Origin of the sequence: Lewinella cohaerens DSM 23179, assembly GCF_000379805.1 — a bacterium.
GTDB lineage: Bacteria > Bacteroidota > Bacteroidia > Chitinophagales > Saprospiraceae > Lewinella > Lewinella cohaerens.
Genome location: NZ_KB903567.1, coordinates 2,501 through 29,499, shown reverse-complemented (window position 1 = coordinate 29,499; position 26,999 = coordinate 2,501). Strand labels below are relative to the sequence as shown.

Annotated in this window: 14 protein-coding genes (1 of these 14 cut by a window edge); 9 read left to right on the top strand and 5 right to left on the bottom strand. The window is 45.8% G+C overall.

Features of this window, described 5'->3' with window-relative positions; all coding sequences use genetic code 11:
• Positions 1-93: 93 nt before the first annotated feature.
• Positions 94-1,635 (top strand): T9SS type A sorting domain-containing protein, encoded by a 1,542-nt coding sequence (locus A3EU_RS31460; RefSeq protein WP_044086406.1) that lies wholly within the window; start codon positions 94-96, stop codon positions 1,633-1,635.
• Positions 1,636-2,282: 647 nt separating this feature from the next.
• Here the strand turns inward: A3EU_RS31460 and A3EU_RS0122705 are convergent.
• The 3 genes from A3EU_RS0122705 to A3EU_RS0122695 all read right to left on the bottom strand — a co-directional run bounded on the left by A3EU_RS0122705 (position 2,283) and on the right by A3EU_RS0122695 (position 8,351).
• Positions 2,283-5,327: an efflux RND transporter permease subunit gene (locus A3EU_RS0122705; RefSeq protein ID WP_020538502.1), complete on the bottom strand. Its 3,045-nt coding sequence runs from the start codon at positions 5,325-5,327 to the stop codon at positions 2,283-2,285.
• 414 nt (positions 5,328-5,741) lie between these two features.
• The gene (locus tag A3EU_RS0122700; RefSeq protein ID WP_020538501.1) at positions 5,742-6,851 is read right to left on the bottom strand and encodes an efflux RND transporter periplasmic adaptor subunit; all 1,110 of its coding nucleotides are present in this window, start codon (positions 6,849-6,851) and stop codon (positions 5,742-5,744) included.
• 129 nt (positions 6,852-6,980) lie between these two features.
• Entirely contained in the window at positions 6,981-8,351 is a 1,371-nt protein-coding gene (locus A3EU_RS0122695; protein WP_020538500.1) for a TolC family protein, read from the bottom strand.
• A gap of 1,796 nt (positions 8,352-10,147) precedes the next feature.
• Here A3EU_RS0122695 and A3EU_RS0122685 point away from each other — a divergent pair.
• The 3 genes from A3EU_RS0122685 (at position 10,148) to A3EU_RS0122670 (ending at position 17,518) form a co-directional block, all read left to right on the top strand.
• Positions 10,148-11,392, top strand: a complete 1,245-nt coding sequence (locus tag A3EU_RS0122685; RefSeq protein ID WP_020538498.1) for a T9SS type A sorting domain-containing protein — start codon at positions 10,148-10,150, stop codon at positions 11,390-11,392.
• A 1,360-nt stretch (positions 11,393-12,752) separates the two neighbouring features.
• On the top strand, positions 12,753-15,377 hold the full coding sequence (gene clpB, locus A3EU_RS0122675; protein ID WP_020538496.1) for an ATP-dependent chaperone ClpB: 2,625 nt from the start codon (positions 12,753-12,755) through the stop codon (positions 15,375-15,377).
• A gap of 164 nt (positions 15,378-15,541) precedes the next feature.
• Positions 15,542-17,518, top strand: coding sequence for a T9SS C-terminal target domain-containing protein (locus tag A3EU_RS0122670; RefSeq protein ID WP_020538495.1), 1,977 nt, complete (start codon positions 15,542-15,544; stop codon positions 17,516-17,518).
• 166 nt (positions 17,519-17,684) lie between these two features.
• On the opposite strand, the gene A3EU_RS0122665 is transcribed toward A3EU_RS0122670, so the two are convergent.
• Positions 17,685-18,872 (bottom strand): M20 metallopeptidase family protein, encoded by a 1,188-nt coding sequence (locus A3EU_RS0122665; RefSeq protein ID WP_020538494.1) that lies wholly within the window; start codon positions 18,870-18,872, stop codon positions 17,685-17,687.
• Positions 18,873-19,019: 147 nt separating this feature from the next.
• Between A3EU_RS0122665 and purH the strand changes: the two genes are divergently transcribed.
• The 4 genes from purH (at position 19,020) to A3EU_RS0122645 (ending at position 24,113) form a co-directional block, all read left to right on the top strand.
• Entirely contained in the window at positions 19,020-20,546 is a 1,527-nt protein-coding gene (gene purH / locus A3EU_RS0122660) for a bifunctional phosphoribosylaminoimidazolecarboxamide formyltransferase/IMP cyclohydrolase (RefSeq protein ID WP_020538493.1), read from the top strand.
• Positions 20,547-20,657: 111 nt separating this feature from the next.
• Entirely contained in the window at positions 20,658-21,395 is a 738-nt protein-coding gene (locus A3EU_RS0122655; protein WP_020538492.1) for a type III pantothenate kinase, read from the top strand.
• On the top strand, positions 21,376-22,731 hold the full coding sequence (gene bamG, locus A3EU_RS0122650) for a BamG family beta-barrel-assembly machinery protein (RefSeq protein ID WP_020538491.1): 1,356 nt from the start codon (positions 21,376-21,378) through the stop codon (positions 22,729-22,731). The genes A3EU_RS0122655 and bamG overlap by 20 nt, the downstream gene beginning before the upstream one ends.
• A gap of 2 nt (positions 22,732-22,733) precedes the next feature.
• The gene (locus A3EU_RS0122645; protein ID WP_020538490.1) at positions 22,734-24,113 is read left to right on the top strand and encodes a tetratricopeptide repeat protein; all 1,380 of its coding nucleotides are present in this window, start codon (positions 22,734-22,736) and stop codon (positions 24,111-24,113) included.
• 133 nt (positions 24,114-24,246) lie between these two features.
• Here the strand turns inward: A3EU_RS0122645 and A3EU_RS0122640 are convergent, their stop codons facing one another.
• Positions 24,247-26,070 (bottom strand): hypothetical protein, encoded by a 1,824-nt coding sequence (locus tag A3EU_RS0122640; RefSeq protein ID WP_020538489.1) that lies wholly within the window; start codon positions 26,068-26,070, stop codon positions 24,247-24,249.
• A 208-nt stretch (positions 26,071-26,278) separates the two neighbouring features.
• Between A3EU_RS0122640 and A3EU_RS0122635 the strand changes: the two genes are divergently transcribed.
• On the top strand, positions 26,279-26,999 hold the 5' portion of the coding sequence (locus tag A3EU_RS0122635) for an OmpA/MotB family protein (RefSeq protein WP_020538488.1). It continues 83 nt past the right edge of the window; only the first 721 of its 804 coding nucleotides appear in the window; its start codon is at positions 26,279-26,281; its stop codon lies beyond the right edge, outside the window.

Genomic DNA, 26,999 nt, shown 5'->3' with positions numbered 1-26,999 from the left:
TGTGGTAACCAGACCAGCGAGACCATCGTATTTGATGTGATCGACTGTAAAGGACCAGCGCCTGTATGTATCAACGGACTGACAGTAACCCTGATGCCAAACGAAGGCGAAGGTTGTTCGATGGCTATCTGGGCCAGTGACTTTGAAGGATCACCAATCAGTGATTGTACGGGTCAAGGACCAGAACTGTTCAACGGCTTACCTCGTGTTACGAAGTACGCTATTTACCGCGCAGCAGACGTAGAAGCTGACCCTGACTTTGTACCAAGCCCTGATGATACCGGATTAGTCTTGACACAAGATGATGAGCAGACGACAGTAGTCTATGTTTACGCCTTTGATGAAGAAGGTAACTACGATTACTGTGAGACTTACATCTTGGTACAGCTACACACTACGTGTGGTGGTGAAGATGAAGGTACCATTGCAGGTATCATCATGACGGAAGATGCCGAAACGGTAGAAGGTGTAGAAGTGAGCATCAACGGTGGCATGACCGCCCAGATGACCACGAATACAGATGGAACATACAACTTCAGTAACCTGGCTTTAGGTGGTGATTACTCAGTAACACCTTACCTGAATACNAACCCNCTGAATGGTGTGACCACCTTTGATATCGTTAAGATCTCCAAGCACATCCTGAATGTGGATGTACTGGATGGCCCATACAAGCGTATCGCCGCGGATGCTAACCGTAGTGGAACAATTACGACGCTGGATTTAATCCAGATCCGTAAGTTGATCCTCAACGTGATCACAGCGTTCCCTAACAATACGAGCTGGCGCTTTGTGGAAGCCGACTACGACTTCCCAGAAAGTACGAACCCATGGTCAGAAACCTTCCCAGAGTTGATCAATGAGAACAACCTGGCAGGTGATATCCTGGATGCAGACTTTGTGGGTGTGAAGATCGGTGATGTGAACGGATCAGCTCAAGCCAATGCAATGGCAGCAGACGATCGTACACTCAACGGTATCTTCAACCTAAAGGCGGAAGATATCGACATGAAGGCAGGTAATACCTACACGATAGCGATTACTGCGGATAACTTGAATCAGATCGAAGGCTACCAGGCCACCCTACAACTAAGCGGTGTGGAGTTGGTAGACATCGAGTACGCTCAAGCACAAGCAGCTAACTTTGGCCTACGCTTTGTAGATCAGGGTATGATNACGACGAGCTGGAACTGGGATGGCGCTGCAACTACAGCTGATCACCTGTTNAGCTTNGTACTTAGAGCAACGGAGGACCAACCACTACGTGAGGCGCTAAGCATCTCAAGCCGTTACACGGCCGCAGAAGCCTACCGCAATGGCGAAATGACCGACCTGGGTATTGAATTTACCAATGGTTGGAATGTAGCTGGGGAATTTGCATTGTACCAGAACACGCCTAACCCTTTTGCAGCAGCAACCCTGATCGGGTTCAATCTGCCCGAGGATGCAGCGGCAACGGTAACGATCAATGACGCTAGCGGTCGAGTGCTCAAAGTGATCCGTGGTGATTACGCAGCAGGCTACAATACGATCAATGTAACGAAGCAAGATATCCAAGGCGCTACCGGTGTACTAAGCTACACGGTAGAAGCTGGCGAGCATCGCGCAACAAAGCAGATGATCGTGGTAGATTAAAACTGATTTAGACTGTTGGATCGTTAATTGGTTCGATAGTATAAACATAGACAACAACAGCGGCAGTTCCTGGAAATGGGGGCTGCCGTTTTTTTGTTTGTACTGCCAGACATATTGAACTACCAAAGGCACGGAAGGTTTCTTGAACCATATGAGGGATTATAAGGGCATATAAGTGGGGAGGCAAACATGACACGACGTAGATGAAATCTACGCCGAACGGGGCATATAAGTGGGCGGTAAACCAAAAGACTGGTTAACTGGTCTTTATGTTTTTTCCTTTGGTTGATCATTATTTTTTTGCACCACCTGAGGCACCTGAGGCAAATTCATGAATTTGCCTTTAAATTTGCCTTTAAATTTGCCTTGAACTCGTGCTATTAACGAGCCCCAATCGCTAGAACAGCAATAGTCGCGCAGGCCGTGAGGCCGGAGCGCGGGGCCCGGTAGGGCGCAAGGCCGAGGGATGGAAGCGGTATGCAATGCGCAGCAATGCATGAGAGCGGACAGCCTGGTGCCGTAGTGGCGGCGGCGCAGCAACGCTACTACCGGCGCGGCCCCAAATTGTACCTCCCAAAGTAGAGGCACCTAAGCAGATTGAACTTGGAATTCAACCTACTTAAGTGCTTTTGGTGGTTCAATGAGCATTATACTGTCACCACCTCTTCGCGGGTGAATAACTGGTAGAGGACGGGGACGATCAATAAGACCAGTGTGGTAGAAGTAAGGAGGCCTCCGATGATGGTCCAACCCATGGGTGCCCAGAGGGAACCACCGTTGAGGGTGAGCGGTAAAAGACCGAGAATAGTGGTAAGGGTAGTGGCTACAATGGGGATGAAACGGACCTGCCCCGCCTGGATAGCTGCCTCGACAATGGTGGCGCCTTCGGCCCTGACGGAGTTGGCATAATCGACCAGGACAATACTATTGTTGATGGCAATGCCGATGAGGCTGGTGAGGCCAATGAAAGCCGTGAAAGAGAAGGAAATACCAGTGAATAATAGGGCCAATATGGAGCCAATCATAGCTAAAGGCAGCGCGGTAAGAATGATGAGTGGTTGGGTGAATGACTTGAATTGGATGATGAGTACACCAACAATAAGCAGTATAGCTAAAAGGCTGGCGACACCCATGCCACCAAAAGAATTATTGCGATTAGCCAAGTCGCCCAGGTAGGTATAGGGGTAGTTCTTGGCCCACTCTTCTTGAACTAGCTGGGCGTCAATATCTGCAATGACTGCATCGAGGGTGTAGCCATTTTCGAGGTCGGCGAGGATGGTGGTTACACGTTGGTTGTCGTAGTGCTCAATCTGGCTAGGGGCCTCTTCGAAGGTGATATTAGCTACCTGGCGAAGGGGGAGGAACTTGCCGGTCATGGTAGGTATACTCAGGCGATCGAAATCGGCGAGTTGGAAGTTTTCGCCTGCTTCGTAGCGGAGAACAATGTTGTAATCTTCGCCCTCGGTATCGCGAAAAACACCTACTGCGTTGCCATTGACGAAGGAGCGGATGGTTTTGTCGACCGTAAAGAGGGGCACCCCAAATAGCATGGCCTTGTCTCTATTGATACTGAAGTGAAGGTCGGTGCTGTTTTCTCGCAGCGGGTTGGAGACGTTGACGGCACCTGGGGTTTGCTTAACGATGCGCTCGACCCGACGGGCAATGGTTTGAAGTTCCTCGAGGTTGTTGCCTTTGATCTGTATTTCTACCGGAGCCTTGCTGGGCGGCCCCTGAACGAATTCTTTTACATCGATACGAGCAGCGGTATACTCCCCAAAGCGGGTGCGCAATTCGCTGAGTAACGCGTAGAATTCGTCTACATCATAAGATTTGAGCGTGACGAATAGCTCTCCGTAGGTATTGCTGTAATTGGTCGGCGCAATGTTGTAATAGATGCGTGGATTGCCGTGACCAATATTGGCAGCGTAGTAGTCGACCTGGTCATATTCCTGAAGGGTTTGCTCAACATAAGTGACGGCCCGGTCGGTAGCATCAAGGTTGGTACCTTTGGGCAAATTGACGATGATTCGCATCTGGGGCTTCTCGGCCTTGGGGAAAAAGCTAACTCCTACAAGCGGAAAAAGTGCCATAGCACCCACAAAGCTAAGGCCGGCTAAACCGAGTGTTGTCCATTTATTGCGGTTGATCCAATGTAGGGTACGAGTGTAGGGCCCTTGAACAAAACGCCCCATGCGCTCGAATAACCAGCTGTTTTTCTGCTCTTGAGGCCGTGCTTTGAGAAAACGACTGGCAAGGAAAGGGGTAAGCATGATCGCAATCAAATAAGAAGACAATAAGGTGGCAATGACCGTGATAGGAAGTGCTGCAATAAACGCTCCTGTTACATCGGGCATTAAGACAATCGGCACAAAGGCCAGTACTGTTGTGAGCGTTGCACTGCCAATAGGCGTGACCAGCTGTTGGGTACCTTCTGCTGCTGCTCGTGCTGGGGTATAGCCTTTGCCCAAGAGGCGTTCGATGTTTTCGGTGATGGCGATAGAATTATCTACCAGTAGGCCCAAAGCTACAATGAGGCCCGCAATAGACATTTGCTGTAACGTATAGCCCATGCTGTCGACGACCAGCAAGCCAATCATAATACTCAGCGGAATAGCCAGCATGACCAAATTGGCGGAACGTACACCTAATAATAGAAAGATAATGATACCCACCAGTAGGATACCTTGCCCTAGGTTGCCGATAAAACCACTGATGCGATCTTGCACACCTGCCGACTGGTCGAAGACGTAGGCTACTTGCATATCTCCGGGCAGTTGGTGCTCCGCTAAGGAAGTTTTTACGGGCTCGCTGACATCAAAAATATTGATACCTTTTTTCTGAGTGACATTGATGTAAATAGCGCGTTGGCCGTTGTAGCGTGCGAGCCAGCGCTCATCTTCGTAGCTAAAGTCAACATCTGCGACATCTTTCAAATAAACCATCTTGCCATTGTAGACGCCTACCACCGTTTGGCGAATCTGGTCCAGGTCTTCGTAGGCACCGGAGGTTTTTACGGCGAAAAGCTTGTTGGCGACCTTTACGGCACCACCGGGAATATTGGCATTGGTGCCGGCAATGGCGCGCTCGATATCATCGATGCTGAGCTTGGCCTGCGTCATTTTTACAGGATCTAAAGCCAGGCGTACCTCTTCTTCGGGGTAGGCCTCGATTTCTACTTTACGAACACCGTTAACCGTTTCTATCTTGTTCTTAATGCGTTCTGCTTCCTGAAAAAGCTGGCGGTAGTTCGCTTCGTCGGAGATCAGCGCAATCTGGAATATGTTTACGGTATTGGTGTTGATCTGGCGAGCTTCGAGGCTGTAAAGATCATCAGGTAAAACATCCCCCAGTTGGTTAAGTTGACGCTGAATTTGGTCGTACTTATCGTCGGCATCTACCCCGAATTCAAACTCTACCTCCGTCACTGCTGTCCCGTCGCGGATGACGGTCCGTAGCTCTTTGAGGTCATCAAGCTCCTTGATGGCCTCCTCAATCGGATCAACGACCTGGCTTTCGATGTCGTGTGGATTGGCTCCCGGATAAACCGCAATAACGAGTGTGTTGGGAATATCCAGCACAGGGTCCTCTTGCTGAGGCATGCCCAGAAAAGAAGCAATACCAGCCAGCAAGAGCATAACGAAAAGCGTCAGCGTCAGCTGATAGTTACGGATAGAAAACTGAGGAATATTCATTGATGACTAGTGTTGCGCAAAAAATAAATTGAACCTTCTTTTTGGTTTTTCAAATAGCTGACACGCTTAAAATGAACCGCTTAGCCAGCTTTTTGAAGAACGTCGGCTCAATTTATTTTTGTGCTGTTTTTAAAAATTGAAATAACAATCAAAAGGGAGAGTATTCAAAGTCGGAAATCGGAAGTCTGAAATGGGAATTACTAAGTAAGCGAAACCATCAACCAACCCCTTAGCCCCATCCCCGACCCTTCCCATTGTTGATGTTGGCATCGTTTCGGGGTGCGTTTCGCAGGGGAAGGGAGGCTTGATGCGCGTGGTTGTTTTGGGGCGGTCATCAACGTATTAAAAATTTCAGATTTAAGAGGTCAGGTTTTTCCAATCAAACCATCAACCATCAACCATCAAACCATCAAACTAAAACCCCTCCACCCGATCACCCTCTTCTATATAACTGGCACCAGCAGTGATGACCATTTCTCCGGCTTCGAGTCCTTGCCGTAGGAGAAGCTGGGTTTGTTGTAATTGCTGAATGTTCACTTCGCGCAAGCGAGCTTGTCCTTGGTCGATGACCATTACTTGGCCGATAGCACCATCTGCTTTCAAGAGTCCATCAACAGGAATGCTGATCAAAGACTGCCGCTGCTTGGTCTGGATTGTAACGCTACCAATAAAGCCATTGACGAGTTGCCGCGTTTGAGGAGCAAGCTCAATTTCTACAGCATAAGTACCGGTAAATGGGTCAGAAGTGCCCGCTAGTTCGCGCACGAAGCCAAGGAAAGCTACCTCGGGGTAAGCATCAAAATGAATGGTCGCACTGTCGCCCAGGTTTAAGTGAATAATGTCTTTATCTGTGACAGCTACCTTAAGTACTTGGGCTTCTTGGCGGCTGCCGAACAGTAAGACTGGATTACCCGGCCCAACCAGCTCGTTGGTTTCCGCAAACTGGCGGAGAATAATACCATCAGAGGGTGCGACAATGCTGCTGTAGCGTAGGTTGAATTGTGCAACTTCTACGCCTTGTTGGCGAAAAGCAAGCCCTTTTTCGGCGGCAGATAACTGGTTTTTGGCATTGTTAAGCTGCACTTCTACATTTTCCAATTGCTCCAGCGTAGCTACGCTATCGGCGTAAAGACCAGAAACATTTCGGTAGTCCCGCTCTGCTAATCTCAGTGCAAGGCGAGCATTTTCTAATGAAATGGCAGCTTGGTCTTCACCAAGATTCGCCTGCTGCTGTTGAGCCTGTATTTCGTCTAGCCGAAGTTCTGCTAAAAGCTGCCCTTTACGGACTTTCTGTCCTTCTCTGACCAACACCTTGGCAATAATACCGCCGGTCTTGAAGCTTAATTTCGCTTCTGCAGCAGCGGCGAGTGGGCCGGTCGCAAAAACAGTAGGCTGAAAATTAATTTGAGTAGCGGAGGCTGCCGCAACTTTCTTGGCTGCCGCTGAAGGTTGCCGGTTTTGCGCCTGTGTCGTACAAGCACTGACTATAACCGCAAGAGCGAGGATGGCTAAGATGTTTTTCATTATTTTTTGATTTGGATTTTTGTTGATTAGATATTTCGAATCAAGTAATTAGATAGGTCGTTCCATTTGGGGCTGTCAAATCCCTATACCCTGTACCATGTACTTAGTACAGGAGGTTGGCTAACCTCCTCAATTCCCCACGGCCCATTCCCATTCGGCAACCTGTTGGAGATAATTGTAGCGATTAATAATCAGTTGTTGCTCAGCAGTAGTGAGCGATGTTCGGGCATTGGTAAAAGTGACGAGGTTGCTCTGACCTTGTTCATAAAGCCGCTTTTGTAAGCGAAAAGCTTCGGTAGCGGCCAGTTTTTGTTGTTGAGCCTGTACGACTTGGGTTTGTGCGGCCTGCAAAGCGTAGTATTGGTTGATGACCTGAAGGCCGATTTGCTGTTCCGCCGCGGCTTTTTGCTGCAACAATCGCTGTTGGGCAAGCTGGGCTTCCTGTACCTTGGCCGAAGTGGCTTTGTTGAATAAAGGCACCTGTAAAACCAGCGAGCCAAGAAAGAAATCATCTTCGCTCGTGAAGCTATAAGTGGCCCCTTGAATGCCATAGTCCGCTTGGAAGTTGACGGTAGGTAACCGGTTGCCGCTAGCTAGTTTGCTATTCTCGTCGGCAGCAGCGAGGTAGAAATTCAACTGTTCCAGCTCTTCCCGCTGTTGCCAAGCTTGCTGCTGGGCGGCCTCCAAGCCAAGGATGGCCTCCGTAGAATGCTCAGGTTGTTCTTCCAGCTTAATGGGTTCCGTATATTCTCGGCGCAGGAGGGTGTTGAAATACGCCTGGGCTGATTGTTCTTGCTGTATAGCCACTGCCAATTGCTGTTGAACACTCGCTACTTGCGCTTGGGAAGAATAGACATCAGCGGCAGTTACTTGATGATGGGCCTGTAGGCTTTGAGTGGTGCGTAAATTATCTTCCACTAACTGCAACGCATCCTCAAAGATTTGTCGGCCGTAATGAGCCTGCGAATAGATGTAATAAGCTTGCTTCACATCCCGTTGCAGTTGTCGGCGAAATCCTGCTAACTCGCTACCACTTGCAGCCAGCATACTCTCTTTGATCTGACGGTTACGAACAATCGAATTATTATAAACCGGCATACTCAAGCGTACGACCGTCTCTTGCTCTGTAGCACGAAGGAAATTGATCGACGCATTATCTACTGTACCGTAATTCGGAAATGCCGGATAGGTAGGGTCGCTACCTGATATATACTGGTTGAGTGCATTGAGATTTTGATAAGCAGGGTTAACAAGGTCACCCGCCGGAATGTCAATCGTGCGCCCACCCTGAGCTACGCTGAAGCGGCCATTAATCCCTAACTGAGGCCAAAATAAGGCTTTGGCTTGCGCTAGTTGGGCCTGAGCCTCCTGGAAACTTAGGTCTTTCTGGGCGAGCTCCAGATTGTTTTCCAGGGCTATCTGTACGTATTGGTCTAAGGACTGACCGGGTAAATAGGGTAGGAGTACTCCTAATAATAACAACAGGTTTAACGCTCTCATAATTCTTCATCTGGTTTACGCAGACAAAGATGAACGTCAAGCACCAGGCATTCCACTCTAAAAAGCTGAATGGTAGAATGAGCGGGTTGAATGGTATTTTTTAAAAGCGTGGATGCTCTCTGCTAAAAACATCAAGGAGCCACTCCCTTTCTGCCAATGGCATCTGTTGCTGAATCTTGAGTTTAGTTTTTTCTCTTTTCTTGTCGCTACTCTGCATCAAAATCTGATGGAGAAGTTGACAAAAATGCTGGCAGTTTTTCTTCACCGCCAAAGACACTCCTTTGAGGCGAGAAAGGTAGACGGTAAATGCACCCAGCGCCGAAAGGCAGGAGTCGATATTCTCTGTTTCGTAAAAGGTCTTAATCAAAAGTATTTTGGTGCTCAGGTGGTAACGGAAATGATTGATCTTGATTTTATGTAAATGCTCAAAAGTTTGATCAAATTCTTTTTGTGAAAAAGCAACCTCCGCTAGATTGGAATACAAGGCGTTTTTTTGAGATGCTACCGCCAGGAATGGATTGTAGGTGTGAATAAAATCTGTTGTCCATTTGTACCGCTCCAGCCTAAGTCCAATTTTCACCGCGTTGCGGTAAGTCCACTCCGTTAATAGCCCTCGTTCAAAAAGAATCTTAGTCCTGATGCCTTCTTCGTAAAGGCCAAGGCAGATCGTTGCGTAGGTATTATAATCGATGCGCATCTTTCTTAAACAGATATTGATGGTTGCCAAATAGATGCCTCGACATTCCGTTCGCTCGATTTTCAATTGATGTTCCGGGAGTAAACGTACTAGTTTGTAGAAATGCTTTTCCTCATCAGGATACTTAAAACAGAGGTAGAGCTGATAATAAAGCGACAACCGAGGCCCCATTTCTTCTTTGTNGCTTAAGTGTTTTTCTATTTGATCCATCAAGTGATTCTGAAAAGAAGGCGCAAACTGAATCACCTGTTGACGGTTTTGTATTTCTATGCCATAGCTTAGTTTATTAATTAGGTAGTATTCATCTAGTCGGTTGATGCTCTCTTGCAAGATAACTTCTACGTCAGCAGGTTTGCCCGATAATTGCCCTCGCAGAATATTGGACGTAGTATACTGCATCCAAAGCTCATCATTTCCTGGTCTGTTGATTTGGTCGATTTTGGTCTTAAAGGCTTTGAGCATTGGGACATAATCATCACTGCCCATCTTCATTAATCCTTGAATGATATCAAGTTCCTGGATGTTGGTGCTATCCTGATAATGGAGTTGCCCTATAAATGTTTTCAGTAGTTTATTTAAATGGCTTTTTAAATAACTCAATTCCTTCTTGTTTCTCTTGCCAGCGGGCAAAATATTAGAAGGAATAGATGCCAAGGCTAAACTCTCTTCTGGGAAAAGAGGGTGGAAAGAAGAGAGGTAATGAGCGAAATCCAGAAGACGTTGGTTTTTATTGAAATACGGTGACGCAACGAAATCCAGAAAAAGATTCATTTTTTTTCGAGAAAAACGCCTCAATGTTGTTAATGTTTTTTCCTTTTTCATAAAGTAAGTATTGCTATAGGGTCTGGATTTTTGATTCGAATATATAATAATAAATAATAATTTGTAATTTGCGTTATGTTGATTTATAGTGTGTTATGTTTTTTAATGCTTGATGTTATTATCGGGTAGGTCGAGGTTATTGATTGAGAAAGCTAAAAATATGTAATTTTTTGCTGTTACCCGATCCTCTATGTTTGTAACATCAAAACAGGAAGGAGCTAATTGAGGAATGGCTCCCTCGTGAATTTGAATAGGTAACTCCCAAATCGTTAGAAGGATGAGAAATTTACACGTTCCTGCCCTGAGGGCAGCTGTTATGTTATTGCTAATAACCCAATGGGGTGCAGCACTGTGTGCTCAGAGCCAGCAAATTTGGCCAGGAGACATCAACAACAACGGAATAGTTAATGGTGTAGATTTATTATACCACGGAGTTGCCGAAGGATATATTGGACCTGAAAGAGATGAAACAGGTTCTGATTGGGAAGGCTATACGTCAGGCCCTTCTTGGCTACAGAGTTTTTCAGATGGCATAAACTTTAGCAATGCTGATGTTAATGGCCGCGGAAAGGTAGAACAAGGAGATCGCAAAGTGCTCTGGCGAAAAAACTATGGAAATACCCATGGTGTGCTTAGCCCTGATGGATACAGTACGGGTGATGCCGCTCAGGATCCTACCTTATTATTAAGTGCAAGTACCAGTAGCATTGAAGCAGGTGAAGCACTCAATTTAAGCCTTAGCCTGGGAGATGCAGCACAGCCAGTAGATCATTTATTCGGAATCACTTTTACTATAAAATTTGATCCGACACTTTTTGCTGATGAGTTAACAGCTCCCTTGTGGAATCCAAATGTGATTAGCCTTGATTTGTTATCCAATACTTGGCTAAACGGAAACAATGGTAATGGAGCCGAATCTTTTATTCAGCTAAACAACGAAGCAGGAGAAATCGAAGTGGTTATCCTGCGCAAAGAACAAGGAGAGGCCAATGGTCATGGCGATATTGCTTCTATCATGATTATTGTGGAAGATATTGCCTTCCTCGAAGATGTAAATACGGGTATTACGGTAGAAAGGATCAAAATGGTGGATCAAAACCTTCAAGAATACCCAGTGGCAGGGTCAACGGAATATGTTACCATTTTGGCAGCCCCAACGCAGGCACTAACGACGGCAGACAATGCCAGCTCACCTGCAAACGGAATAACCAATAGAAATGGAGCAAATGAAGATACAGCACTTTCTTTAGATTTTCCGGCACCGCTAAATAGCCAGGGAAATAACCTAGGAATCAATGTCTACCCTAACCCTGTGGTAAACAAAGTAACCATACAAACAAGCGGAGAAGCGAATGAATTGAAGGACGTACAATTGTTTTCTGCTTCAGGCCAGCTATTGAAGAAACAACAAGCAGCGGCTACTGCTGCCACCCAAGTAGACATGACCAACTTGCCAAAAGGCAACTATTTCCTACACCTGACAACCAGCAATGGTACGACGGTAAAACAAGTAACCAAATGATCTGATAAAAAAAACATCCTAAAAACTTTTTATTCTTGAGAGTTTCCCGTGCGCTGCCTTTATCCCGTGGGAGTGGGCTTGGCAGGCGCATAATTCGGGTTTCTATTCATCATCCTTTTTCAAAGTGGATTTTAGGTCTGCAAAACTGTGGGATTTGGAAAACCTCCTTCTATTGAAGTGGAAAGAGAGCTTCCAAAATAAGGCAATAGCTTCCAGTGTCCCCCTTGTATTTTGGCATCAGAAGCAATCCTCAAATATTGCAACACTTCAACAAAGCAGTGATGCATGACCTGAAATCACTTTTTATCGGCGTTGTTTGCTACTCAATACCAAATGACGTTTTTATTGCACAGCGCCGAAGCAAGTAAATAGGACCAAAAGGTTCTAAACAAGAAGCATATTTTACGGGGACAATGCGCGCGCTACTCTCTGTAAAATTTTTCTCTCCGGGGCTCCTAACCCCGGTTGTGTGTGTTTGAGTATTATGCAAACCTTTTTATCTTAGGCTAATGTGAACACTTCATGTTAGCCTAAGTTTTTTATTTGGCAGGTCCCCTTGCGGGGCCGGGCTATCCACTCTCATGTGCTCGCTCCGCTCCGCGCATACCGCTTCTATCCCTACCTGATTTGCTCCCCGTTTTAGGCCACTTTCCCCAAAGAATCATCTCCAAAGGTCAAGTCACCTAAGCAATATACCCGGCACTAAGTGGTTTAGCTGCGCTGATCGTCCTTTTAGTCCTCAGAGTTCAACGTAGTCAGAACACAAAAGGACAAGTGAAAATGTCCCAAACCACTTAGTAATGGGTATAGGTGTTATTCTTGCTATTAGCATCATCAAAATGTGTCCCTTTGGAGGGAGCGATCCACAGGATCGAGGGAGGGTAGTCCTAGCCGTAAGGGCTATCCTTATCCTTCCCCGTCACTGTGTGACACTGCTCAAAAATGATCAATAAGAAGGTTACCATCCATCCTGACTACTAAGGCTCCTTGTAGTCCCCAGACTACAAGGACATATACTGCTGGTCTCCCGACCAGCAATCAGCAGACCCGCAAGAGGTCAAGTGGTGGTGCCCGGTTCCCCAGTTCGGTGTCGGTTGAACCTACGTCGCGTTCAGCGTACGGTCGCACCTACATCGCCCACAAAATGACAGCAAGAAATCAAATCAACCTGCCTTTGTGTCAGTTGATTTCACAGAAAAGGTGTCACAATGGCGTTAGTCGCTCGTTGTTCCCCCCTTGGCATATCCTTTGCAATTGACTTAGTAGTTCAGACTACTTACCATAAAAAGTGGTGTGATTGGATTTTAATTAAAAGCATTTTGGAATTCTTCAAAGAATCCAAAAGATCAAAATAAACAACATGCATTTGAATAATTTCACTATCAAAAGCCAGGAGGCCGTCCAACGAGCCCAGCAACTGGCCATGGAGGGCAACAACCCGAGTATTGAAGTTGGCCATCTGCTCCAAGGCATATTGGAAGTCGACGAGAACGTCACTCCTTTTGTACTCAAAAAGCTAGGCGTCAATTTCTCTGCGGTCAAGAGCGCTACCGAAAGCATCGTGTCCTCTTATCCTAAACAAACCGGTGACGGTGGCCAGCAATACTTGGCCCGTACCACTAATGAGGTACTCCAAAAAGCCAATACTTACCTGAAGACCTTTCAAGATGAGTACGTAGCGTTGGAACATATTCTCCTTGCCATCGTGGCCGTCAAAGACAGCGTCGGGCAGATGCTCAAGGACAGTGGCGTGACCGAAAAAAGCCTCATCGCTGCCATCGAAGACCTGCGCAAAGGTCAGCGGGTCACCACCAACAGCGCGGAAGGAGCCTACAACGCTCTCAATAAATACGCGGTCAACCTCAACGAGCGTGCTCGCAACGGCAAGCTTGACCCAGTGATTGGTCGTGATGAAGAAATCCGCCGGGTGTTACACATCTTGGCGCGGCGTACCAAAAACAACCCCATCCTCATCGGTCAGCCCGGTGTTGGTAAAACGGCAATCGTAGAAGGTCTCGCCCATCGTATCATCGATGGAGATGTACCTGAAGATTTGCGAGATAAAGACATCTATACGCTCGATATGGGCGCACTGATCGCAGGTGCCAAATACCAGGGCGAATTCGAAGAACGCCTCAAAGCAGTGATCAACGAAGTCACCCAGGCGGATGGGCAAATCTTCCTCTTTATCGACGAGATCCACATCCTCGTTGGTGCTGGTAAAACCCAGGGTGCTATGGACGCGGCCAATATCCTCAAACCTGCCCTGGCGCGAGGAGAACTCCGTACCATCGGTGCCACAACCTTAGACGAATACCAAAAATATTTCGAAAAAGACAAGGCCCTCGAACGGCGCTTTCAGACCGTTTTGGTTGGTGAGCCTTCCGAAGAAGATGCCATCTCTATCCTGCGTGGCTTGAAGGAGCGTTACGAAACGCATCACAAAATCAATATCAAGGACGAAGCTGTTGTAGCAGCGGTGCAATTATCCAGCCGCTATATTGCTGATCGTTTCCTGCCGGATAAAGCCATCGACTTGATCGACGAAGCTGCGGCCCGCCTGCGCCTGGAGATGAATTCCATGCCCGAAGAACTTGATGAAACAGAACGCAAAATTCGCCAACTCGAAATCGAGCGAGAAGCCATGAAACGTGAAAACGATTTGGTGAAAATCGATAAGATCAACGAAGATTTGGCCAACCTGGAAGAAGCCCGCAACGCCCTCAAGGCCCAGTGGGAGAGTGAGCGCGAAGTAGTGCTCGGTATCCAGCAAGCCAAAGAAGACACGGAACAACTGAAGTTGGCCGCCAATCGCGCAGAACGCGAAGGTAACTACGCCGAAGCAGCCGAAATCCGCTACGGCAGAGTTCCTGATGTACAGGCCCAGTTAGAGTCATTTACCGCTCAGTTAGAAGAAATGCAGTCCGACAATAAGATGTTGGTCAAGGAAGAAGTGGAAGCAGAAGATATCGCCGAAATTGTAAGTCGTTGGACGGGCATCCTTGTTACAAGGATGCTCCAAAGTGAACGCGAAAAACTCCTTCACCTCGAAGAGGATTTGCACCGTCGCGTCATCGGACAAGACGAAGCGGTAGAAGCAGTAGCCGACGCCATTCGTCTCAATCGTACTGGCCTTAGCAGCCAGAGCAAGCCCATCGGATCCTTCCTGTTTCTCGGTACTACCGGGGTAGGTAAGACCGAGTTGGCCAAAGCCCTCGCAGAATACCTCTTCGATGATGAAGACCTGATGACACGGATTGATATGAGTGAATACCAGGAACGCCACGCAGTGAGCCGACTGGTAGGAGCGCCTCCGGGCTACGTAGGCTACGACGAAGGTGGCCAACTAACCGAAGCCGTTCGGCGCAAGCCTTACTCGGTCGTACTGCTTGACGAAATCGAAAAAGCGCACCCTGATGTGTTCAATATCCTCTTGCAGGTACTGGACGACGGGCGCCTTACCGATAGCAAAGGCCGGATGGTGAATTTCAAGAATACCATCATCATCATGACTTCCAACATCGGTTCAGATATCATCCGCGATAATTTTGAGCGCATGGTAGAAGGCGAGGAAGAAGAAACGATTGATAAGACGCGAAACCTCTTGTTTGACCTGCTGAAAAAGTCGGTCCGCCCCGAGTTTCTCAATCGTATTGACGAGGTCATCATGTTCCGTCCCTTGTCGCGCAAGGATATTCGCGGCATCGTTGAGCTCCAGTTGAATAGTCTCAAAACTATACTTACAGAGCAAGGAATCGACCTCACTGTTACGCCACACGCCATGGATTGGCTTGCTGACGAAGGCTATAACCCCGAATTTGGTGCTCGCCCCCTCAAGCGGGTGATCCAAAAGCGGGTATTGAAACAGCTTTCAAAACAGCTGCTCGCCAATACTGTGCAACCCGGTCAGCAATTAGTACTCGATGTTTTTGACGATGTGGTGGTCTTTCGCCAGGCCATTAAGAAAGAAGAGACGGTCGCTTAATATCGTAGGTATACAGCCTATGTCATCATACTATCCCGATTCCTCGCTTGAGGTTTCGGGATTTTTTTTTGGAGGAAAAAATTGTTAAACTACACCCCTAAAGAACATGTGCTCACACATTGTAGTTATTGTTATATACACTCTCTGATGTTTAAATTGCTCTCATGATTCGTATCTGCGCATACTCTCTTTTTACTTTCTTATTGTTTAGTAACATTACCCAAGCTCAGCCCTTATGGTCTTGCGATGGCAGTATGATTATAGCTGTTGGTGGCGATTTTTATATTAATCGTACCCAAGTGGGGGATAATACCATCAATTTCGAAGCATTACCAATACCTAATGTTGGATTAATTAACGCCATCGGATACCGACGATCCGACAATTGTATTTATGGTATAGATCAGAATATTCCCGGAGTACAGCGTATTTTTAAATTATCTCCAGATGGAGAATATAATATTGTAAGAGAAATCGATGGAGCTCTTCAGCCGCACGCAGGGACTGTTTCTTTTGATGACAATTATCTGGTCGTGCCCTCTGTATCGGATTCGATGAACATACTGTATTTTATAGACATTAGGGAGAATACAGTCCCCCAAAGTTATTCCATTTCAGTACCCAATGGTGGAACATACGCGACCTATGGCGGAACCGATTTTGCCTTAGATGTTTACACCAACCAGCTGCACGGCTATCATCCAGCCGAACGTGTCTTTTCTACTATTTCTCCCGAATCAGGGCTGGTTACAAACAGGGAATCAGTGTCTTTAATTTATGGAGATAATTATAGGCCAGGAGTAGCATTCTTGAATAATCAAGTATTGGTATCCTTTACAGGAGAAGGAGATAATAGCCTGCTTGGTTTTTATCACCTTAATTCGGGTACGCTGGTCGATGAGGTAGTAGATGTTGTGAATTACCCTAATCTGAATTTTACAGATGCATGCTCTTGTATAGATTTCGATATTGCTATACAACAATCATTACCTGGTGATACCTTGCGTCATTGTCAGCGCATTACTTCAACGATCCGAGTTGTTAATCGCTCTTCATCACCCTTGCCGGGAGATAACTTTACCTTGAGGGATAGCTTTCCGGCGGGCGTTATAATTGAGGAAGTATTGTATAACCCTTACCCTGGAGAGGTGAGTGGAATCGGGACGAATATTTTGCAAATCAACAATTTTGATCCTGATTTTGGGATTGATAGCATCGTTCTTAGCTTGACCGTTACAGAAGCCGCAGCGCTTGGCAATCACGAGGTGCAAGCAGTCATGAATGGTTTTACCAATTTACTTGAATATCCGGAAGGTCGGTTGTTGTCCAATAATCCGCGCAATTATCAAGACGGTGAGTTGCCTACTCCTTTTACAATTCTGGGTAGTGATAGTTTGTCGACGGTAGTTACGGAATATTACCTCTGTGAAGAGGATACTTTGCAGTTGAACCCTGTTGCTGGTCAGCCGGGCTTTACCCTCACTTGGGCAGATGGGAGTAATGAAGTGTCTCGTTTAATAACACAATCAGGTTACTATGAAGCAATGATTAGTGATGCGTGTATTACACGAACTTTCTCGCTATTGGTGGAGGATGTTTACCTCGACGTAGACATTGGCGCTGATCAGACGATATTGTTTGGGCAAGCAGCCGAATTTATAGCAGCCATTGATAATGATTTTCCCGTGATTGATTATTCCTGGATAGTCAACGATTCCTTATTGCTCAACTGTACCGAAGATTGCGATATTTATAGTTTCCTCCCTGAAGAAAATTCGTCTCTAGTACTCGTAGTCATTGATCAAAATGACTGTGTGGCCAGTGATGAAGCACGCGTCAGGCTTGAGTTTCCCTTTTTTGCACCCAATGTTTTTTCGCCCAATAATGATGGGCGAAATGATCAATTTTATATTCAATCATCAGGAGATCTTGCGTTTAAGAATTTTCGCATTTTTGATCGTTGGGGCGGCTTGCTGTTTGAACAAAAAGAAGGTTTTACCAATGATATCAGCTTAGGCTGGGATGGCACTTCTCAATTTAAGGATGCACCACAAGGAGCCTATATTTGGGACATCACCTTGGTGCTAGGGCGTAATGGAGAGGAGCAACACTTCTCCGGCGGAGTCACTTTGCTAAGGTAAATCACTTGTTTTTATTTCCTCAACCTTTACACCTAGGGTGTCAAATCTATCAGACCACAGCCGTGACGGGTTTTTAAAAAAAACGGAAGGCTCCTTGTAGTCTGGGGACTAACAGAAGCGTTGTTAACTCCTTCTATACCTGTTAAACCATCCAACAAACAAACCATCAAACCTCCAACTCCCGCATCGCCAACCAAGCCATCAAGCCCATCCCGTGCAACAAACATTCCTCATCCACATCAAAAGTATTGGTGTGAACAGGAGAGGTGATTCCCCGCGCAGGGTTCCCAGTACCGAGGCGGTAAAAACAAGCGGGAATCTCTTGGGAGTAATAAGAAAAGTCTTCACTGGTCATTCGGATGGGCAATTCCACCACGTTTTCCGGCCCCATGTATTCGCGAGCATAATTCGTGGCCCGCGCGGTCAGCGATTCATCATTGTGCAAAAAAGGATAGCCATGAAGAATATCCAACTGAGCACTGCCACCCAAGGCAGCAGCAATACCGCTGGCCATTTTCTGAAGTCTTTGGAGGGCATCAGCGCGCCATCTTTCGTCCATGGTGCGGAAGGTGCCTTTTAGTTTTACTTCATTGGGGATGATATTGGTGGCTCCTCCCGTAGAGGCAATGTGCCCAAAAGTAAGTACCGACGGCAGGGTAGGGTTGGCTTGTCTGCTTACTAATGTTTGCAGCGCCATGATGATCTGAGCCGTAATGACAATAGGGTCGACCGTGTCTTGAGGCAAAGCGCCGTGACCTCCTCGTCCGGTGACCGTCAGGTAGAGTTCATCTGCGGAAGCCATGTATAAACCAGACCGAATACCTATTTTACCTGCCGCCAATGGCGGATGCACATGCTGCCCGAAAATATGAGCCGGAGCAGGATTCTTCAGTACTCCGTCTTTAATCATAATACTCGCACCACCGGGTGCTTTTTCTTCCCCTGGCTGAAAAATAAGCTTAACAGAGCCAGCAAACTGATCACGTAAATCCCACAAAATTTTAGCTGTTCCCAGTAAACTTGAGCTATGTACATCGTGCCCACAGGCATGCATGACCCCTTGGTTTTGAGAACAATAACTCACTTCGTTCTTTTCTTCAATGGGCAAAGCGTCAATATCTGCCCGTAATGCCACCACGGGGCCAGGTCCTTTACCGCCCTGAATTAGCGCTACAACTCCTGTTTCCGAAAAAGGATATTGGTGAGGAACCCCCCAGGCTTGCAGTAATCCAGCGATATATTTCCCCGTTTCGTACTCCTCAAAAGAAAGTTCTGGATGGGCGTGCAGGTACCGCCGGATGGCGATCACTTCTTGGTGTAGTATTGCCGCTTTATCTTTTATCGCTTCTAGCATAGCTGATTATTTACTGCAAGATCAGAATTTCCCTATAAACTAGGTGNCTTCAACTTGTAAAAGAGAAACTATGTGACTATCTGGTTAAAAAAACCTCTCCCAATTCCTTACCTTTGCGCTTTCTTTTCAAAACAAGGCACTTCATTCATGTCAGCTAGAAAGATTCGTTCCGCACTGATTTCAGTTTATCACAAAGATGGTCTCGACGAAATCGTGCAGGAACTACACCGTCAGGGTGTACAGATTTACTCCACGGGTGGTACACAGAAATTTATCGCCCAGTTGGATATTCCTGTTACGGCAGTTGAGGACATCACTTCTTATCCTTCTATCCTCGACGGGCGGGTGAAAACCTTACACCCAGCGGTATTTGGTGGTATCTTGGCACGCCGTGAACCCGATCACCTGGATCAACTAAAGGAATACAAGTTACCGGAAATCGATCTGGTAATTGTAGACCTTTACCCTTTTGAAGAGACGGTGGCAACGACCAATGAGGAATCAGCAATCATCGAAAAGATTGATATTGGCGGTATCTCATTGATTCGTGCTGCAGCCAAGAATTACAAAGATGTGGTAGTCGTGCCTTCCCGCGCTGAATATGCCCTGTTTTTGGAAATACTGAAAGAAAAAGAAGGAACGCTGGATTTAACAGATCGCCGTGAAATGGCGCGCCGCGCATTCAAGGTTTCCTCGAACTACGATATTGCAATCTTCAACTACTTCAACGAAGGCACTACGGATATTGCGTTCAAGTACAGTATCCACCGTTCAGATATTCTCCGTTACGGCGAGAACCCACACCAATCTGGCGTGTTTTTCGGTGATTTCGATGCCGTTTTTGATAAACTCAACGGCAAAGATATCTCCTACAACAATCTTGTTGATATCGATGCGGCGGTTCAGATTATGAGGGAGTTGAGAATCGGCGATCCTGCTTTTGCTATTCTCAAGCATACCAATACATGTGGCCTCGCGGTTCGTTCTACCCTCAAAGAAGCATGGGATGCAGCGCTGGAATGTGATAATGTTTCGGCTTTCGGAGGTATCTTTATTTGTAACACCAGTGTGGATTTGGCTACTGCCGAAGCCATCAACGAGCTGTTCTACGAAGTATTGATTGCACCCGATTTTGATGAGGATGCCTTGGCGTTGTTGAAAAGTAAAAAGAAGCGTATCCTGCTTAAGTTGAAGGATTACGCGATTGGTAGCCGCTCTTTCCGTTCTTTATTAAATGGTGTAGTAGAGCAGGATACAGATATGCGCCAGGAAACGATTGCAGACCTTGATACCGTGACAGAAGTAGCACCTACGCCAGAACAAGTAAGTGACCTTTTGTTTGCAAGTATTGCCGTTAAGCACCTCAAATCGAATGCGATTGCTTTGGTGAAAAACAAGCAGTTAATCGGTATGGGTTGTGGCCAGCCTTCACGGGTGGATGCACTGAAGCAAGCCATCAACAAAGCGAAAGCTTTTGGCTTTGACCTGGATGGCGCGGTTATGGCTTCGGATGCTTTCTTCCCCTTCCCTGATTGTGTGGAAATTGCAGACAAGCAGGGAATAAAAGCGGTAATTCAGCCAGGAGGGTCTATCAAAGATAAAGACAGTATTGCCTATTGTGATGGACACGGAATGGCGATGGTCATGACAGGGCACCGCCACTTTAAACATTAACAGTACCTTAAGTTACCGCAGATGGTGGCAAGGCGTCATAATGAGCGAATACGACGTTATAGAAACGGCCTAGATAAATTTTAGGCATTTATAGCGTCAAGCACAAATAATATGCGCAATTTGGTCATTGACATAGGAAATACCCGCGTAAAGTATGGTGTCTTTTATCAGAAGGAATTGGTAGAAGAGCACCTTGGCGTAACGGTAAAGTTGGAAGATATTTCCCGCTTGGCAACCAACCACCAGGTACAAAATATCATCTATTCAAGCGTGGCTGAATCTTGGCCCGCAGTATGGACGATCTTGCTAGAACAGGAATACCAGGTTTGGGGCTTGAGTGAAAAAACTATTTTACCTTTCGTAAATGCTTATGCTACACCGGCCACCCTCGGTAAAGACCGATTGGCGGCAGTAGCAGGCGCACAGTTTTATTATCCAGCCAATACTTGTTTGGTTGTTGATGCAGGAACCTGTGTTACAATGGATATACTCAGGGCTGATGCCACCTATTTAGGAGGTAATATATCGCCAGGAGTGAGAATGAGATTGCGGGCAATGCACGAGTTTACTGCTCGGCTCCCACAGGTAGAGCCGCTGGCGGCGATTCAAGTCTGGGGAACCAGCACGACAACCGCGCTACAGAATGGTGGTGGCTTAGGTGTTGCCTTGGAAATAGAGGCATTGGCCGGGCGCCTAAAACAGCAATGGCCCGACTTAAAAGTGTTACTTACTGGTGGAGATGCCAGTTTTTTGGCGAATAACATAGAATGCGAGATATTTGTGCATTCAAATCTAGTCCTCTACGGACTACACAAAATTTTAACTTATAATGTCGAACATTTGGCATAAAATTTTTACGGTACTTTTTCTCACCATGTTTTCGCTAAGTGCGTGGAGTCAGGTGCAGAATAGTAATATTAGCCCAAAGGTGAATTCGCCCTTGTCGCGTTTCGCCCTAGGCGATTTTGTGCCGCAGTATTTTTCGGCATCGGCTGGAATGGCTGGCCTTGGCGCTGGTTGGCAGGATCCTTATCAGCTAAATATCCTTAACCCGGCTTCACTGGCTAGTTTGCAATCGACAGCCTTTGAAGGCGGATTGTATGCACGGCGTTCAAAGCTGAGCAGCGGAGGAATCGATGATGTTTCCTGGGGGGGCAATCTTCAGTACCTCTCATTGGGCTTTCCACTTCGCAATGCGATCAATCAGGCCTTGGATCGGAAAAGTAATGATTGGAATGCTGGAATGAGTATCACCTTGATTCCACAGACCCAAGTGGGCTACGATATTCGCCTTATTGACACCCTCACTCCTGGTGTAGAAAGTAGCACCAACACCCTCAAAGGGGCTGGTGGTACCACCAAACTGCGTTGGGGTACTGGCTTTCGCTACGAACAACTTTCTGTAGGTGCTGAAATAGGGTTCCTTTTTGGGAATCTTATTAACAGCCGACTTGTTGATTTTGATTCACTGGAAGGGTCTTTGGATACAGAGTTTCAGGATGAAATTAGCTTTCGCGGAACAAGCTGGACCTTTGGGGCACAGTACGCCTTCCTTTTCAAAGAGTTGAATAAAGAAGGAGAAAAAGTACCAAATGGTAAGCGTATTGTTCTTGGTGCAACCTTGAGTAATGAAGCCGATTTTACAATGGAAGGTACTCAGTTTACTCGCCGCTACCTTTCTAGTATTGTCTCAGATACAATTTTTCGTAACGAAAATATTAGAGGAGAAGGAGTTTTGCCTTCTTCTTACTCTTTAGGTGTACACTTTCATGATTTAAACCGTCTCAATATTGGTATTGAGTATGGTGCCTCTGCTTGGAGTAATTATCGTAATGATCTTAAAGAGGAACAGTTAATGGATAATTACTATGTCGCAATAGGAGGAGAGTATATCCCTAACTTTAATTCCTACAATAATTACTGGGAAAAAATCCGTTACAGAGCTGGGTTCCGTTATGGTACCGATCCGCGTACACTAGACGGACAACAGGTGGAAGGATATTCCTTTACCTTAGGCATGGGCTTTCCTGTTATTATGCCGCGCCAGCAAGTGTCTTTTGTTAACACAGCAGTAGAGCTAGGGCGTGCCGGAGTAGACGGTGTATTAGAAGAAACTTTCGTGAGGCTTACGCTAGGCTTCACTTTGAACGATAATTCGTGGTTCTTTAAACGCAAATTCAATTAAGTATGACTATTCAAAAAAATCTGGCTGTTCTGCTGGCTATCCTATTTTTAGGAACCGCTTCGCTCTCTGCGCAGTGTACAAACTGGGAGGAAATCGCCAATAAAGGAGAAGCAGAGGATGCTCACGTGGTGTACCGTCCCTATTTGAAAGATAAAACCGCAGCTGACGTAGAAGCTTTGGCCGAATCTGATTTTAATCTTGCTTTCAGTAATTGGGAAAAAGCATACACACTTGCTCCCGCTGCTGATGGCCAACGGCCAACACATTATATTGATGGTATTATTCTGTATAAAGCAAAAACTGCAAAAACCGAAGATACCGAGCAGAAGGCAGAGTATTCAAAAGTGATAATGAAGCTCTATGATGAATACTTGGAATGTTATCCTGATGACAGCAAGCTCATCCTTGGCCGTAAGGCATTCGACATGTTCTATTCCCATGGTTATGGCTATACCTTGGAAACACTAGAAGCATTGCAGGCCGCAATGGAAGCTGCTGGAAATGAGTCAGAGTATATCCTTTTAGACCCTCTTGGTCTAACACTTGTATACTTGTATCAGGATGGCCAAATTGACAAGGCCACTGTTCGTGACCTTTATACCAAAGCCGTAGAATTCGCCGATCACAATATCGAGAATGACCACTACTACAAGGACTACTACGTGTCTGGTAAAGCCAATATGGATGCAAAAATATCGGAGATTGCGTCCGAAGTATTCGATTGTGATTACTTCAAAGGTGACCTTTTGCCTTCGTTTGCTGAAAACAAAGAAGATTGGGAAACCATTAATTACATCTGGCAGAAGTTGATGGCACAAGGCTGTGAAGAAACCGACCCTGAGTTGGCAGAGTTAAAGGCTACTTACGAAGAATTAGCATTGACAGAACGCATGAAAGATCCTTGTTTTGCTGGTTCTGTTTACCAAAAGGAAGGAGATTACGATAAAGCATTGGCTAGCTATCAGGAATGTATCGATTCTACCGAGGATCCTGAGGTCAAAGCGCAAATCTTATTCTCTATGGCTTCTATCCTCACTTGGCAGAAAGGCCAGTACGGTCAAGCGAATGCCAAAGCACGCGAGGCTGCCAGCCTTAAGAGTGGTTGGGGTAAGCCTTATATGCTAATGGGTGATATCATCTCTAAGCGTGCAACTGCTTGTGATGATTGGAATCGCCGTTTGGCAGCCATCGCTGCAATTGATAAATACAGCTATGCTCGTTCTATCGATGCTGATGTTGCTAGTGATGCAGGTACTCGTATCAGCCGCCTGACTGCTGCCCTCCCAGGCCGCGAAGATGGTTTCATGCGTAAGGTAAGCGAAGGACAGAGTGTAACGGTAAGCTGTATCGGCGAAACCGTAAAAGTTCGTTTCCGCGATTAAGCTTAGCATAACGCTTGATTGATTTATTCAATCTCCATGAACGGGTGATTTCGGCGACACAATGTCCCGAAATCACCCGTTTTAGTTAAATAACCTACAACAAACAACCATCAACAATCAACCATAAAATCCCTTACCATTTCAACTCCCTAACCCTTTGCAACAACAAATATCGATCTTCTTCCCTTTGAAAGTCAATTCTGTTTTCACGCACGTTCTCAGCTATAGTCTCCAATACATTGTTCGCTGTTTCCAATGCGCCGCTTTGGCGAAAAAGAGGAACGAGTTCTATCCATTGCCTATCCCAACTCCTTATAGTATTTGGGTAGTATCGCGGTAAAGATGTTGCAAACTGGTAGGCTTCGTCTATTTTTTTGTCCTTCAATAATCTAGTTAATAGTTCTCTGGCACTTTTGATTTGGTGCTGATAAAACGGTAGCTTATCAAAAGAGGTAATAGTTGTAGTCGTGTCATAGACCATTTTATCTTGCCATAGGTTAAAGGTAGAATCGGTATGGTACATAATGCCGGCAGCAGCCCTATTGTCTTCCAATCGATCAGGGACGACTTGATAGACCCAGCCATTCCAGATGAGGTGTTCCTGCCAAGGCTTTAATTCATTAATAGAAACAGTGGGTAGGAAACATAAAGAACGCTTCCATTCATTTGCAGCCAATAAATCCAATAAAGCATAACTGGTTATTAATTCGTAACCACTTGAAGTAAAGGCTATCCACCGAGCTGGGGTATTTTCGTTGTTTTTATACAAATATAGAGTGCCAACTGGAACGGGAAGAGTTATATGACTGTAGGGCATTGGATAGACCCAGGTAGTTGTACTCTTATAGTAGTTGCCTTCATTTGAAAGTTTTTCTTTCAATAAAGCGTAAGTGATAGACGTATCTGAATACGCTTTGCTATCTATCCAAACTTTGACAGGTAAGATGTTGTAGAATTCGGGAAGGTCAGTCTGTAGTGGAGAAGCAGTGAAAGGGCCCGTTAATAGCATTTTACGATACCGGTCAACAGCCAGGAGTGAAGTGTTGATTACAATTACATCGGTACGAAAGTCTTCAGTGGCTTGTACATATAATAAGGTGTAGGTATCGGTATCCCCCCAAGCAACAACTACAGCGTCCTTAGGACAAGATCGAAGATAATTTCTGGCATTACTAAGGAAGTACGGCTCGTACATATCCTCTTCTAAAAAACTACGTGCTTCCTTTTCGCCCTGAAAATACAAAAGTGTCAAAAAAACATTCATTCGTTCATTAGCGTACTTGGTACTGGCCGGCCCCAACGGGGTGGTAAATTGAGGGTCACGATCCTTAAGTGTTTTGTAGGCAGCCAAACATTTATTAGCGGCTTGGAGGTATTGTTGTAGCTGAGTGGTGTCCATGGCAGGAACTCCATCTTTTAGTTGGAAGCGTTCTTCGTCGAGACTATAGTTGGAATAATTAGCTAATAAGGAAATTGCTGCAGTAGAATAAGCGCGTGCAAGGGCATGCAATTCCTCGTTTGTCAGGTTTTCTTTATTCTCCCAGTAAGCAATGACATCCTTGTACCATCCAGGGTATCCATAATAGGGCTGTCGGCTGAAAGCGTCTTTTTCAAAGCGACCTAGCTGAAGGAGATAGCTTTGGGATAGGTTTCTCGTGTTCGTCGGGTTTCGATTGGTGCTATCAGTCCATTTATTAGCGGAATTAATGGTTAAGTAGGTCTTTGACCTATTGTCATAAAATTTTTCTCGACGTTCTACCTCATTAGAAGTATTGATACGTACCAGGTAATAACCATCTGACCTACTTTCAAAACGCAGTAGTCGATGAGCTTGGGGAGGGCAATCATAAGTTGAGAAAAAGACCTCTGTGATTTTTTCAATACTTGGGTTCACTTGCGTGTAAGACGCAGTAGCCAGTAAGAGAAATGCAATTAATAAGTAAACAGATTTTTTCATCAATGGAGGTTTTAAGGAAAGGACCTAAGCTAAATTTTTAGACAGTTTCTGTGTCAACGAATATAATAAAGCATCAATAATCGCAGTTTTTAGGGCGGAGTTATCGTTATTAAATTTAGGTGTTACTACTAGTTTAAGAACACAAAAGACGTCAGATAAGCAGTTAAGTTGAGATAAATCCACATTTTACAAACTACACAACATCATCATGAAAGGGACAAACATCATCATTATCCTTTTATCTATTCTTTCCGTTGCAGGGATCATATTGTTTTTTACGCAGCGAAGCAAGATATCAGAAGCTAATAGCCAATTAGCCAACAAAGTGGAGCAGTATGAATTGTTGGAGCAGGAAGCGGATCATCTTCGTTCTACCAATGGGAGCTTACTCGGAAGTATGGCTGATTTGTCGGTCGTTAGTAAGACAGGAGCAGAAAGTATTAAGCAGTCATTAGAAAGCTTAGGCGATCAATACAGCTTTATTCAAGACCTCACCAAAAAGGTACAAGCTAAAGATTCATTGAACTTGTCTCTGGTGATGAATCTGAAGCGTTCTCTTGGGAACATTGCGGACGAAGATGTAAAAGTGGAGGTACGTGGAGGGAAAGTACATATTTCTATAGCGGATCGATTACTTTTTGCTTCAGGGAGTGCTCGCCTGAATGATCAATCACAAAATGTACTCAATAAAATAGCCCTTGTCCTTAATGATCACAGCGAACTTGATGTAATGGTAGAAGGTCATACCGATAATATTCCCATAGAAGGAAACTGTGTCAAAGACAACTGGGACTTGTCGGTAAGAAGAGCAACGACGGTAGTGCGTACCTTGCAAGACGATTATTTCTTATCTCCCCAACGGTTGATTGCTGCCGGGAGGGCAGAATATGCCCCGATTGCAGATAATAGTACGGACGCCGGCCGTAAAA

Coding starts and splice junctions, on each gene's coding strand:
- A3EU_RS0122705 (WP_020538502.1), bottom strand. CDS start 5,327: ATGAATATTCCTCAGTTTTCTATCCGTAACTATCAGCTGACGCTGACG.
- A3EU_RS0122700 (WP_020538501.1), bottom strand. CDS start 6,851: ATGAAAAACATCTTAGCCATCCTCGCTCTTGCGGTTATAGTCAGTGCT.
- A3EU_RS0122695 (WP_020538500.1), bottom strand. CDS start 8,351: ATGAGAGCGTTAAACCTGTTGTTATTATTAGGAGTACTCCTACCCTAT.
- A3EU_RS0122685 (WP_020538498.1), top strand. CDS start 10,148: ATGAGAAATTTACACGTTCCTGCCCTGAGGGCAGCTGTTATGTTATTG.
- clpB (WP_020538496.1), top strand. CDS start 12,753: ATGCATTTGAATAATTTCACTATCAAAAGCCAGGAGGCCGTCCAACGA.
- A3EU_RS0122670 (WP_020538495.1), top strand. CDS start 15,542: ATGATTCGTATCTGCGCATACTCTCTTTTTACTTTCTTATTGTTTAGT.
- A3EU_RS0122665 (WP_020538494.1), bottom strand. CDS start 18,872: ATGCTAGAAGCGATAAAAGATAAAGCGGCAATACTACACCAAGAAGTG.
- purH (WP_020538493.1), top strand. CDS start 19,020: ATGTCAGCTAGAAAGATTCGTTCCGCACTGATTTCAGTTTATCACAAA.
- A3EU_RS0122655 (WP_020538492.1), top strand. CDS start 20,658: ATGCGCAATTTGGTCATTGACATAGGAAATACCCGCGTAAAGTATGGT.
- bamG (WP_020538491.1), top strand. CDS start 21,376: ATGTCGAACATTTGGCATAAAATTTTTACGGTACTTTTTCTCACCATG.
- A3EU_RS0122645 (WP_020538490.1), top strand. CDS start 22,734: ATGACTATTCAAAAAAATCTGGCTGTTCTGCTGGCTATCCTATTTTTA.
- A3EU_RS0122640 (WP_020538489.1), bottom strand. CDS start 26,070: ATGAAAAAATCTGTTTACTTATTAATTGCATTTCTCTTACTGGCTACT.